The 13,313-nt window shown below is 45.0% G+C and carries 9 protein-coding genes and 2 pseudogenes; 4 read left to right on the top strand and 7 right to left on the bottom strand.

Annotation, left to right across the window (positions count from 1 at the left end; genetic code table 11):
- Positions 1 to 197 precede the first annotated feature (197 nt).
- Positions 198 to 941 (top strand): copper homeostasis protein CutC, encoded by a 744-nt coding sequence (locus R7041_RS11745; RefSeq protein WP_102970345.1) that lies wholly within the window; start codon positions 198 to 200, stop codon positions 939 to 941.
- Between the two features lie 70 nt (positions 942 to 1,011).
- Positions 1,012 to 1,788: a polyphosphate kinase 2 gene (gene ppk2, locus R7041_RS11740; RefSeq protein ID WP_047102160.1), complete on the top strand. Its 777-nt coding sequence runs from the start codon at positions 1,012 to 1,014 to the stop codon at positions 1,786 to 1,788.
- Positions 1,789 to 1,850: 62 nt separating this feature from the next.
- Here the strand turns inward: ppk2 and phoU are convergent, their stop codons facing one another.
- The 5 genes and pseudogenes from phoU to R7041_RS11720 form a co-directional block, all read right to left on the bottom strand.
- Positions 1,851 to 2,549: a phosphate signaling complex protein PhoU gene (phoU, locus tag R7041_RS11735; protein WP_005381744.1), complete on the bottom strand. Its 699-nt coding sequence runs from the start codon at positions 2,547 to 2,549 to the stop codon at positions 1,851 to 1,853.
- 30 nt (positions 2,550 to 2,579) lie between these two features.
- Positions 2,580 to 3,398, bottom strand: coding sequence for a phosphate ABC transporter ATP-binding protein PstB (gene pstB / locus R7041_RS11730; RefSeq protein ID WP_206949581.1), 819 nt, complete (start codon positions 3,396 to 3,398; stop codon positions 2,580 to 2,582).
- A 2-nt stretch (positions 3,399 to 3,400) separates the two neighbouring features.
- A pseudogene (pstA, locus tag R7041_RS11725) lies at positions 3,401 to 4,777 on the bottom strand (phosphate ABC transporter permease PstA); the annotation flags it as partial.
- A gap of 65 nt (positions 4,778 to 4,842) precedes the next feature.
- Positions 4,843 to 5,074, bottom strand: a pseudogene (locus tag R7041_RS22730) (phosphate ABC transporter, permease protein PstA); the annotation flags it as partial.
- Positions 5,075 to 5,104: 30 nt separating this feature from the next.
- Complete coding sequence (locus R7041_RS11720) at positions 5,105 to 7,309, bottom strand: ABC transporter permease subunit (protein WP_149192397.1); 2,205 nt, start codon at positions 7,307 to 7,309, stop codon at positions 5,105 to 5,107.
- Between the two features lie 207 nt (positions 7,310 to 7,516).
- Between R7041_RS11720 and ppk1 the strand changes: the two genes are divergently transcribed.
- A complete protein-coding gene (gene ppk1, locus R7041_RS11715) occupies positions 7,517 to 9,607 on the top strand; it encodes a polyphosphate kinase 1 (protein WP_206949583.1) in 2,091 nt (696 codons plus the stop codon).
- Positions 9,591 to 11,096 (top strand): exopolyphosphatase, encoded by a 1,506-nt coding sequence (ppx, locus tag R7041_RS11710; protein WP_206949585.1) that lies wholly within the window; start codon positions 9,591 to 9,593, stop codon positions 11,094 to 11,096. The genes ppk1 and ppx overlap by 17 nt, the downstream gene beginning before the upstream one ends.
- Before the next feature lie 34 nt (positions 11,097 to 11,130).
- Here the strand turns inward: ppx and R7041_RS11705 are convergent, their stop codons facing one another.
- Positions 11,131 to 12,090, bottom strand: coding sequence for a PstS family phosphate ABC transporter substrate-binding protein (locus tag R7041_RS11705; protein WP_085569938.1), 960 nt, complete (start codon positions 12,088 to 12,090; stop codon positions 11,131 to 11,133).
- A partial coding sequence (phoR, locus tag R7041_RS11700) for a phosphate regulon sensor histidine kinase PhoR (protein WP_318128633.1) occupies positions 12,090 to 13,313 on the bottom strand: 1,224 nt, incomplete at its 5' end. The genes phoR and R7041_RS11705, both read right to left, overlap by 1 nt.

The raw sequence follows: 13,313 nt of genomic DNA, 5'->3' as shown, positions 1-13,313 counted from the left end.
TCTAAGTAAAGTCCTATCAAAGCCCAGAGCCTCAGCTCTGGGCTTTCTTTTTCCTTCAGATAAACCGCCAAAATGAGGTAACGCTTTAGCGTAAACTTTACCTCTATTTATCATCCCCTCCATACAGATTCTGCTTACTTGCCCTGTTAATATCTTAGCCACAACACCTATTTGTAACGTTAGCAGGATGAATGAACGTGGTTACTCACCTAGAAGTCTGTATTGATAATATTGAATCTCTGCACTACGCCATTGCTGGCGGCGCCACTCGGATTGAACTTTGCTCCTCTTTGGCTTTAGGCGGACTAACACCCAGTTATGGCTTTATGCAGCAAGCGGCTAAGCTTTCGAGTGTTCCAGTTTATGCCATGATCCGCCCACGCCAAGGTGACTTCTTCTACAATGAAGAAGAGATCGAAATGATGCGTTGGGATATTGAAGCAGCTCACCAATCAGGCTTGAGCGGTGCCGTGTTCGGCGTGCTCACTCAAGACGGTGATATTCATATGCCTTACGCGGCTGCGCTGTGTGAATTTGCTCAAGCGCTTGGCTTAGGCGTGACCTTCCATCGTGCCTTTGACCAGTGTCGTGACGCTGAAAAAACTTTGGAAGAAGTGATCAGCTTAGGTTGTGAACGTATTTTAACCTCCGGTCTTGCGCCTTCAGCACCACAAGGGATCGATGTGCTTAGAGCTTTGGTTAAGCAAGCCCAAGGACGCATAGCAATCATGGCGGGGGCTGGCGTTAATGCGAGTAACGTACGTGCGTTAGTAGAAGACACTCAAGTTCCTGAAATCCATCTGTCAGGCAAAACCACACGCCCTAGCCAAATGACCTTTGTTGCTGAACAAAGCAAAATGGGCGCATCCGATGTCGATGATTTTTTAATCCCCATCACAAGTACACAAGCCATAACCGATGTCGTAGCAACTCTCAAATAGACCACCGTAACCTCACGCGCATAGCTTTTGAGTGCTAACATATTGTTTATCAAGGAGTGAGGAAAGGTGTATGTCTAAATTGAAGAAAAAGGAATACGAAAAGGAGCTCAAAAACCTTCAAGTTGAGCTCGTAAAACTTCAAGAGTGGGTCAAACACAAAGGGTTAAAAGTGGTTGTTCTGTTTGAAGGCCGTGATGCTGCGGGCAAAGGCGGAGTGATAAAGCGAATTACAGAAAAGCTAAACCCGCGTGTTTGTCGCGTAGTGGCTCTGCCTGCACCGACCGAAAAAGAAAAAACGCAATGGTACTTCCAACGTTACGTCGCTCATTTACCATCTGCTGGTGAAATCGTTTTATTTGACCGAAGTTGGTATAACCGAGCAGGTGTCGAAAAAGTCATGGGGTTCTGTACTCCAGACGAATACGAGGAGTTTTTACGCTCTTGCCCTGAATTCGAGAGAATGTTGCAACGCTCTGGGATTATTCTGATTAAGTATTGGTTTTCGGTTTCAGACGAAGAGCAGGAAAAACGTTTTCTAGGTCGAATTAATACGCCGATCAAACGTTGGAAATTCAGCCCCATGGATTTGGAGTCACGTCATCGCTGGGCGGAGTATTCGGAAGCAAAAGATAAGATGTTTGCCTATACAGACACGAAAAGCTGCCCTTGGTGGGTCGTCCCTTCAGATGACAAAAAGAAAGCGCGCTTGAACTGTATCAGTCATTTACTAAGCCAGATTGATTACAAAGCACTTGAGTACTCACCCATCGAATTACCTGAACTCAATAAAGAAGGTTACGTCAGAGCACCCATTGATGATCAGACCTTCGTTCCTGATAAATATTGACGTGCTTTCCTTCTCTCTAATAAATAGACCAGCCTAAAAGCTGGTCTATTTATTGAAGTCAGTTACTTCAGTACGTCATCAATACTTTGATCACCTAGATGGCGTACATCTTTCCCTTTCACGAAGTAAATAATGTATTCACAGATGTTCTGGCAGCGGTCCCCCACGCGTTCAATCGCGCGCGCCGACCACATCACTTGCAGAATATTAGGGATATTTTTTGGATCTTCCATCATGTAAGTCATCAACTGACGAATCACCGCTTCATACTCGGCGTCTAGTTTGTCATCTTGTTTATGCACCTCTGCTGCCGCTTCTACATCCATGCGGGCAAACGCATCTAAAACCTGATGCAGCATATTAATTGCCTGACGGCAGAGAGGCTCTAACGACACTTGGAATTGTCGTTCTTTTGATGATGGGCTTTCAATGGCAACGTAAGCAATGCGTGTCGCCACATCACCGATGCGTTCTAAATCCGTGATCGTTTTGATGATAGCCATGATTAAGCGCAAGTCTTTTGCCGTTGGCTGACGCTTAGCAATAATGCGTGTACAGGCGTCATCGATCGAGACTTCCATCGCATTCACTTTATGATCGTCACGCACAACCTTACGCGCCAGTTCGATGTCCTCTTTATGCAAGGCTTGAATAGCATACGAAAGCTGCTGTTCTACCAAGCCACCCATGGTTAATACATGAGTACGAATCGATTCTAGCTCTACGTTAAATTGTCCTGAAATATGACGTCCAAAGTGCATGATGTTCCTTATTCCGTATAGAGTCGCGACTTAACCGTAGCGACCCGTAATGTAATCTTCGGTCTGTTTCTTCATTGGCGAAGTGAAGATCGAGTCCGCGTCAGAGTATTCAATTAACTTACCCATATGAATGAATGCAGTATGATCGCTCACTCTCGCCGCTTGTTGCATGTTATGGGTAACGATAACCACAGTATATTGAGTCTTCAGCTCATTGATAAGCTCTTCAATGGTTAAAGTTGAGATTGGATCCAACGCTGATGTTGGCTCGTCCAATAACAGGACTTCCGGCTCAATCGCCACCGCCCGCGCAATGACCAAGCGCTGTTGCTGACCACCAGATAAGCCAAATGCGTTCTCATGCAAGCGGTCTTTTACCTCATCCCACAACGCCGCCGAGCGCAAGGATCGCTCCACTGCGTCATCTAAACTGCGGCTGTTTTTTACACCTTGTAAGCGTAAGCCATAAACTACGTTTTCATAAATTGACTTAGGAAATGGATTGGGTCTTTGAAACACCATCCCCACTCGGCGTCGAAGTGTCGCAACATCGACATTAGGATGATAAACATTCTTGCCGTGGAGACGCACTTTACCTGTGACTCGACACCCTTCCACTAAGTCGTTCAAGCGATTGATGCAACGTAATAACGTCGACTTTCCACACCCTGAAGGACCGATAAAAGCGGTGACTCGCCCTTTGGGAATTCGCATCGAAATATCATGCAGCGCCTGAGTTTGACCATAGAACAGATTAAGGTTCTCGATTGAGATGGCTGTTTGTTCATCCGTTAAATTATGAACATCCAATGGTGGCTCATAACCTAATGTACTATCAAAATTAAACATACTTAATCTTGTCCTAACGTTCTGTATTTTTCTCGTAAATTATTGCGAATACTGATTGCTGTTAAGTTTAGCCCGACAATCACTGTCACGAGTAAGAAAGAGGTAGCATAAACTAATGGTCGCGCCGCTTCGATGTTGGAGGTTTGAAAGCCAACATCGTAAATGTGAAAACCTAAATGCATGAACTTTCTATCCAAATGCACATAAGGGAATTGTCCGTCAACCGGTAAACTGGATGCCAATTTCACGACCCCCACCAGCATCAGTGGCGCTACTTCGCCAGCTGCACGTGCAATCGCAAGGATCAAACCTGTGATAATAGCTGGCGTCGCCATAGGTAAAACCACACGCCATAGTGTTTCGAACTGAGTTGCACCAAGCGCCAGAGAACCATGTCGTACTGAGCTCGGAATACGAGTTAAACCTTCTTCAGTAGTCACAATCACAACTGGAAGCGTCAGCACGGCAAGAGTTAGTGCAGACCATAACAAACCCGGCGTACCAAAGGTTGGTGCCGGTAGCTTCTCCGCATAGAATACGTTGTCGATAGAGGCACCAATCGTATAAACGAAGAAACCTAAACCAAATACGCCATAAACAATCGATGGAACACCCGCTAGGTTTATAACCGCAATACGAATAACTCTGGTTAGAGCGTTATTCTTAGCGTATTCATGTAGATAGATAGCGGCGATCACCCCGAGTGGCATCACAATGATCGACATGATGAGTACTAAGAAAACCGTACCAAATATCGCAGGGAACACGCCTCCTTCGGAGTTAGACTCTCTTGGATCTTCAGATAAAAACTTCCAAACCTGTTTTCCCCAATGCATGACTTTATCAGGCAGTGACATTTGGTTTGGATACCAGTAGTCCAAAATATCTTCGAGCGGAATCGATACTTGTGACCCCGTCATATCCTCGACAATCAAGGCATAGTCAGAGAGCTGAAGTCGTAAACCATCAAGTTGCAAATCTAACGTCGCAAGCGCTTTTTCTATCTGCTCTTTTTTCGTCTGATTTTCCTTTAAGAAGCTTTCTGTCAGCGTGTCATTCAATTCATGCTTGCGCTTTTCTAATCGCAACTGCTCTAGCTTCCAACCAAGCTCTTTAAGCTGATCGACCACCAAAGAATCAATCTCATGGCGCAGAGTTTCTGCATCATCAAGCTTTTTATTTAGTATCGATTGAATATCACTGGTGTATATATTATCGCCATCTTGAAACGCCACCAGCTTACCAAAGAAATAACCACCGCTACTGCGCTCTATCACCGCCCACTCTTTTGGCGTCGTGGGCTCATCCAACTGCATTTGCAATACGGAGATAAAATCGGCGGGATACAACTCTCGGTTAGCGATTTTGATGTTGAGTCGCGTGGCAAAATCTTCATCGTCTTCTAACTGTTGTGCTGCGCTTTCAGGCAAATAACTCTTCGGTACAAAGCTGCGCTCATACACTTGACCAATCAGAATAGTATTTTCATGTAGCACTTCACCTTGTACAGGAGTCAGCGCTGCAACATTCCACTGATACAAGGGCGCTGGCCAAAAGTAAGTCAGGCCTTTCCAGCCGATAAGGAGTAACAACCCTAATACCGACAACAAACTGATGCTGACTGCACCGCCTGTTAGCCATATCCACGGTGCGCCAGAACGAATCCAATTTAACACGTTATTACTCGCTCTTTATTCAAACCATTATTACAACGCACGGTACTTATCTCTCAGTCTCTGACGAACCCACTCCGCAAGCGCGTTTACTGCAAACGTAAACACAAATAAAATCAATGCAGCTAGGAACAGCAGGCGATAATGCGAACTTCCAACTTCCGACTCTGGCAACTCAACGGCGATGGTCGCCGACAGGCTGCGCAATCCTTCCAAAATATTCCAATCCATTAATGGCGTATTGCCCGTTGCCATTAATACAATCATGGTTTCGCCAACAGCGCGTCCCAAGCCCATCATAATGGCAGAAAAAATACCTGGGCTTGCAGTAAGCAAGACAACATAGATTAAAGTTTGCCAAGGCGTGGCCCCTAATGCCAAAGAGCCATCCGATAAATGCTTCGGTACAGAGAAAATGGCATCTTCGGCAATGGTAAAAATCGTCGGGATAACAGCAAACCCCATCGCTAACCCCACCACCAATGCATTGCGTTGATCGTAACCAATACCATGCTCGGTTAAGAATAAGCGCATATCGCCACCAAAGAACGTCTGCTCAATCGTAGGCGAAATCCACACTCCAAGCCCAATCAGTACCAATATGACAGGCATGAGCACTAAAGCATGCCAACCATTAGGCAGACGATTCCGCAAAGGTTGCGGTATTAATGCCCATAGCCCGCCCATAATCATGGTGCTCAAGGGCAAAACAAACAGCATAACGACGATCGTAATCAAATGATCTTCGACAATAGGCGCGAACCACAATCCCGCGAGGAAACCTATGATCACCGTCGGCAGTGCTTCCATTAGCTCAATCGACGGTTTTACTACACGACGCATGCGTGGCGACATAAAGTAAGCCGTATAAATAGCACCTAGCACTGCGAGCGGTACTGAAAACAGCATCGCAAACATCGCCGCTTTTATCGTTCCAAACGCAATAGGTACTAGGCTGAACTTAGCCTCAAAGTTATCGCTCGCCGAAGTCGATTGCCACACAAATTCAGGCTCAGGATACCCTTCGTACCACACTTCTTGCCATAATGAAGACAATGAAATTTCCGGATAGGCATTGTCCACTTCCGCAACATTTAACGCATTATTTTGCCAAGTGATTAAGTAGCGTTCATTGTTAGACATTGCTGCGATTGCGGGCGCTTGATTGTACGCACGCTTAAACAACACCAGTTTTTCACTGGTTGTATAATGGCTTTGCAACGTGCCGTTGGTGTAAAAGCTATAAAATCCTTTTCGATGAGAATCCGGCAACAAATACTTAAGCTCTGATGCCAATTTAAAATCACGAATATGCGTTAACGTGCGTTTTTCTTCTTGCAGCGTATCAAACCATTGCGACACCCGACCATCGTTGTGCGTCACCAAAAGCGAGTAAGCACCAGCCAATAAGTCTATCGTACGAACGGAATGCTTCTTATCACCTTGAGTGAGATCGACCACCTCTCGCACAGCAAATTTACGTGCGGTTTTCTTTAACACGATCAACTCAGAGCCATCGCGCAAATAAAGCGTTTCACCGTCAGGTGTCAACAACATTTGCTGAGGCGTATTAAAGCCTGAAGAGAACGTAAAATCGATCGTTGTAGGAGGCGTACCCAAAGACGAAGCCACTTGCCAGCGAGCTTTCACTTCACCGCTTTGCGTCTGCCAAACAACCGTTGCTAAGGGCGTCGAAGCTGCAAATACAAACTGAGTAACAGGATCTTGAGGCGTACTTAGTGTCAGATCCATGCTGGTGTCTAGCTCAATCACTTCCGGAGGACGTGTATTTTCTCTCAATGTGGCATTAAATTCTGGCTTGAAAAGGTTCGCTTTACCCTGCCCATCAACAAATCCATACCAACCTAGCCCAGGAGCAGATTGAGAGAAAGCGACGGGTTTCTGGACGATTTGCTGTGTATACACCGCAGGTTTCGTAGGATCGTCCATCGACAAATATTGAATCTCACCACTTTGGGTTAGAACGAACGCGAGCTGAGCGTAATCATCCACTGAAATCGCAAGTGGTGTTTCAATATGAGTGGCTCGAATGGCTTGGTTGGTTTTGATCTCCGCATCAGAAAAAAGCGGAATGATCACCATGGCGAGGTAGACAAAGATCAAAATAAGCGCCGCGAGTACGCCGACACCACCGGATGTCACTGCAAGTCGAACTAAACGATCTTTTATCAGTCGTTTCTTATCTTTTTCCTGCAATGAAAACTCGGCTTGTGCCATTTAAATCTCTACCTTTTTTGACTTAGTACTAGAATATGTCGTTAAGATGACAATTATATTACAGATCACATTAAACACCTGAAAAGAATACAACTCTTATGCAATGCGTGGTATGAAATAAATCTGTAATGAAAATCTCATAATGTTCTCACTCATCCATTTTTCCAAGATGAGTACGTAATACTTCACTTTTGGCTAGGTAAGGTTATGAGCGCAGAAAAACTATATATAGAAAAAGAACTGAGTTGGTTGTCTTTCAACGAACGAGTATTACAAGAAGCTGCCGATAAAACCGTCCCTTTGATCGAACGTATTCGCTTTCTTGGGATCTTTTCCAACAATTTAGATGAATTTTACAAAGTACGCTTTGCGGACGTGAAGCGCAGAATCCTAATCAGCCAAGAGCGCGGTGGCAGTGATAGCCCTAAACGACTGTTAACCAAAATGCAGTCGAAAGCACTAAAGCTTAACGAACAATTTGATGAGCTTTACAGCGAGTTGATTCGAGAAATGGCGCGACGTCGCATTTTCTTGGTCAACGAGCAACAACTGGATGAATCGCAACAAAAGTGGATCGCGAAATACTTCCGTAGAGAGGTAATGCCGCATATCACTCCCCTCCTAATGAAAGACGAGATCGATGTTCTGCAATTTCTCAAAGACGAGTACGCTTACATCGCCGTAGAACTGCGTAAAGAAGAACATTACCAATACGCTCTGATCGAAATTCCGACCGATCACCTTCCCCGCTTTGTGATGGTACCAGAACAGAAAGGAAAGCGTCGAAAAACCATCATCTTACTTGATAATATTATCCGCCACTGTTTGGACGAGCTGTTCAAAGGCTTTTTTGATTATGATGAGCTTAGCGGCTATGCGATGAAAATGACGCGTGACGCTGAATACGATTTACGCAATGAAATCGAGTACAGCTTGCTTGAACAAATGTCAGAGGGTGTCAATCAGCGACTGACAGCAAAGCCCGTTCGCTTCGTCTACGAACGCGATATGCCGCCTCAAATGTTAGAGTTTCTGTGTAACAAACTTAATATCTCTAACTACGATAATCTTATCCCCGGCGGACGCTATCACAACTTTAAAGACTTCATCGGGTTTCCAAATGTTGGACGAGAATATCTTGAAAATAAACCTCTCCCGCCAATGAAATGTGCCGATTTCGAAGGTTATGCCAACAGCTTTGACGCGATTAAAGCGAAAGATATTCTGCTCTATTATCCCTACCACACTTTTGACCACATTAGTGAGTTAGTGCGCCAAGCCTCCTTCGATCCCAAAGTACTTAGTATCAAGATTAACATTTATCGCGTCGCGAAAGATTCTCGCTTGATGAACTCTTTAATTGATGCAGTGCACAACGGCAAAAATGTCACTGTGGTCGTCGAACTGCAAGCTCGCTTTGATGAAGAAGCCAATATCGAATGGTCAAAAGTATTAACCGAAGCGGGTGTGCACGTCATCTTTGGTGCGCCTGGTCTTAAGATTCACTCAAAGCTACTGATGATTAGCCGACGCGAAGGTGAAGAAATTATTCGCTACGCACACATCGGCACAGGCAACTTCCATGAGAAGACGGCACGAATTTATACCGACTTCTCCCTTCTTACGGCAGATCAAGAAATCACTAATGAAGTCCGTAATGTCTTCGGTTACATTGAGAACCCATACCGACCAGTGAAGTTCAATCACCTTATGGTATCTCCTCGTAATTCTCGAACCCAAATCTACCGCTTAATTGATAATGAAATTGCGAATGCCAAGCGAGGGAAAAAAGCCGCTCTTACGATCAAGGTCAATAACCTAGTCGATAAAGGCATCGTCAATAAGCTGTATGGAGCAAGTACTTCCGGTGTAAAAATAAACATGATCATTCGAGGCATGTGCTCATTAGTACCGGGCATTGAGGGGATCAGCGACAATATTCGCATCATCAGTATTGTTGACCGCTTTCTTGAGCACCCTCGCGTGGTGATCACCCACAATGATGGCGATCCGCAAGTTTATATCTCCTCCGCAGACTGGATGACAAGAAATATTGATCACCGTATCGAGGTAGCAGTACCAGTCCGTGATCCACGTTTGAAACAGAGAATTATTGATATAACGAATATCCATTTTACCGATACAGTAAAGGCTCGTTTAATAGATAAAGAAATGAGTAACGCTTACGTACCACGAGGTAATCGCAAAAAAGTTCGCTCTCAAATCGCTATCTATGACTATCTTAAAAATATAGAAAAGCAAACTAGAAAACAAAATTCAGATGCCTCAAATACTTGAACAAGATACTCGCTACATTGCCGCGATAGACCTCGGCTCAAACAGTTTCCATATGGTGGTGGCCAAAGTTGTCGGCAGTGACCTACAACTGGTTAGTCGTCATAAACAACGTGTTCGCTTAGCTTCAGGACTCGACAGTGAATTGAACTTAAGTCACGCCGCAATGGAGCGTGCGCTAGAATGCTTAGCCATGTTCGCTGAGAGGCTGCAAGGGCTTGATGAGTCAAATGTACGTATCGCCGCCACACACACACTAAGACGCGCTAAAAATGCCCACCTTTTCATCGAGCGTGCGAAAGAAGTGATGCCTTTCCCAATAGAAATTATCCCTGGAGAAGAAGAAGCCCGCCTGATTTACTTAGGCGTCGCGCATACTCAAGTAGAATCCAACTCCAAACTAGTCATCGATATCGGAGGCGGCAGTACCGAGATGATTATTGGACAAGAATTTGAGCCTGAGCTTCTCAACAGTAAACAGATGGGATGCGTCAGTTTTACAGAGCAATACTTTAAAAACGGCAAACTGTCAGGAAAAAACTTCAGCAAGGCGATGTTAGCTGCCGAACAAAAACTCGAGTCCATCGCTTCAACATATCGTAAAAAGGGCTGGGATATTGCTCTCGGCTCATCAGGAACCATCAAAGCGACTCAAGAAGTGCTAATAGGATTAGGTTTTGAAGATGGCCTGATCACAGCGAGTCGACTGGATACACTTATCGAAACTCTGTGTAAATTTGATTCAATTGAAGATATTGAGCTGACGGGTCTAACAGAAGAACGTAAACCCGTATTCGCAGCAGGCGTAGCGATTTTGTCCGCGATTTTCAAAGCGCTTCGCATTGAGCAAATGTTTTTCTCCGATGGTGCTCTACGCGAAGGCCTGTTGTACGAAATGGAAGAACGTTTTGCACGCTCCGATATTCGCATGCGCACCACAGAAAATTTAGCCAACAAGCACCGAGTCGACTTAGAGCATGCCGCTCGTGTGAAGGGTCATGCACGTGAGATGTTATGTCAGGTACGCTCTGAACTAGGCATTAAGAAAAAGAGTGAATTATTTGACTTACTAGAGTGGGCAGCGTTGCTTCATGAAGTCGGATTAAGTATCAACTTGCGTAGTTTCCATCGCCACTCTTTTTATATTCTGTTGCACTCCACCCTTCAAGGCTTCAACCGTGAGCAGCAATTAGTGCTTGCAACATTAGCTCGCTTCCAGCGTAAAGCGCTCAAATTGCAAGAACTACCAGATTTCAACCTCTATAAACAGAGTGACGTTATAAGCCTCATCAAAATATTACGACTTTCTATCGTATTAAATGGGCAGCGTAATGAAGATCCATTGCCTGATATCACCTTATCTATCAAAAATGACAAATGGATTCTCACCTGCACAGATGAAGCATGGCTAGAAAACAATAAATTACTTCACGCGGATTTACAGGAAGAACAAGAACGTTGGGACAGCGCGAAGTGGACACTCACTTTCTGATCTCGTACTGTCCATACCTAAATAAAAAGTCGGCTTACAGGCCGACTTTTTTTAACTCTTCTTCTGCAAAATCTGCCGTAATGGGCACATAACCATCTTTCTCAACCAACGCTTGTCCCTGAGCAGAAAAGATAAAGCGAATAAATTCAGCTTCAATTGGTGTTAATGGGTAATCAGGGTGCTTATTCACGTAAACATATAAGTAACGTGATAGTGGGTACTTACCACTAACAATATGTTCTCGCGTTGGAGTCACGTAGTCATTTCCCATTTTAGCCACAGGGACTAAGCGCACGCCTGCCACTCGATAACCGACACCGGAATAACCAATTCCACTGATGGTTGACGCTACAGCTTGCACAACTGACGCGGAGCCTGGCTGCTCGTTAACTCGGGTCTTGAAATCGCCGCCACACAAGGCATTGCTTTTGAAGTAACCATAAGTTCCAGAAACGGAGTTACGACCAAACAACTGTACGTTTCGCTTTGCCCACTGTGATTCAAGACCGAGTTGCTGCCAGTTTGTTACAAATTGACTTTCGCCACAGCGTAGCGTGGCGGAAAACAAAGCATCTAATTGACTAAAGTTAAGACCTTGAATTGGATTATCTTGATGAACAAAAATACCGATTGCATCGATGGCTACCCTAAGCGCCGTTGGCTTGTAGCCATGTTCACGTTCAAACGCTTCTATCTCTCTTAAACGCATAGGGCGACTCATGGGACCAAACTGAGCTGTTTGTTCGGTCAATGCTGGAGGGGCAGTAGAAGAGCCAGACGCTTGGACTTGCGCATTAATATTCGGGTAAATGGATTTAAACTCTTCAACCCAAAGCGTTGTCATACCCGCAAGTGTATCGGAGCCAACAGAGAGCAAGTTCCCGACAATCCCCGTCGTTTTATGATAACTCGGCAATGGTTTATCTTGAGCGGCAGCCATAAAAGAACAAACAAGCGCGAATAAACTGAATGTTTTTGCTAATCGTAAAGCCATTATTTCACCACCAAACGCTCAGGCAATACGAAAGAAAACTTACTACCCACGCCTACTTCACTGTGAATTTCTAAATGAGAGTCGTGGTGACTCAGCGCGTGTTTTACAATGGCAAGCCCTAAACCACTTCCACCAGTATCACGTGATCTTGCTTTATCCACTCGATAAAAACGCTCAGTAAGTCGATGGAGGTGCTGAGGTTCAATACCATCACCACTATCTTCCACCTCTAAGCATGCGCCTTGAGAGGTCTGGAACCAACGAACATTAATGTTCGCACCAGGCGGTGTGTATTTGACGGCATTATAAACGAGGTTAGAGATAGCACTACGTAACTGGTCATCATCGCCCAGCACGCGTAGGCTAGCATCAACATCAAATTTCAATTTATGTTGGTTGTCCCCACTAAGGCTAACCGCCTCTTTTTCTAACACTTCAAGCATCGCAGGCACATTCACGACTTCCTCAAGTTCATGCATAGGTGCCGCTTCAATTTTAGATAGTGTCAGTAGTTGGTTCACCAAACTGTTCATGCGGTTGAGCTGCTCCGTCATGACACCATGAGCTTTGCTCCACATTGGACCCACGACCATATCAGGGTCTTCTGTCATCTCAAGATAACCTTGTAGCACCGTCATTGGTGTACGCAGTTCATGAGATACGTTGGCAAAGAAGTTGCGACGCATTCCCTCAAGTTGTTTTAATTGGCTCACATCACGCACCACCATCAAATGTTCACCTTCGGTATACGGTACGATACGTAGTTCTAGCATGCGTTCGACGTTGAGTGGTGAACGCATTTCTAATGGCTCTGAGAAGTCTTTCTTGTTGAGGTACTTGATAAAATCAGGTGTACGAATGAGATTGGAGATCGGTTGACCTGAATCTTCTGGCCAATGGAAGCCCAGTAAGTGCTGAGCCAGCTTGTTGCACCAAACAATATTACCTTCAGCACGGAATACCACTACCGCATCGGGTAGCGATTCTGCACCATTTCGGAATCGACGAATAAGATTAGTAAGCTCTTTTCGTTTGCGGCGTTGGCGCTGTTGTAAGCGATACAACCCATTGAACAAAGATTCCCAGTTACCGCTACCAGATGGTGGCGTGAGGCGTTTTTCATCCCATAACCAAGAAGATAAACGTACTTGGTTATGCAAATGCCACACAAGCTGCAATGCCGTAGCAGCCAAAAGCAACCACGGCATATAACCGAATATCCA

It is taken from the genome of Vibrio sp. 1751, from assembly GCF_033339895.1.
Taxonomy (GTDB): domain Bacteria; phylum Pseudomonadota; class Gammaproteobacteria; order Enterobacterales; family Vibrionaceae; genus Vibrio; species Vibrio alginolyticus.
This window is presented reverse-complemented; position numbering and strand designations above follow the sequence as displayed.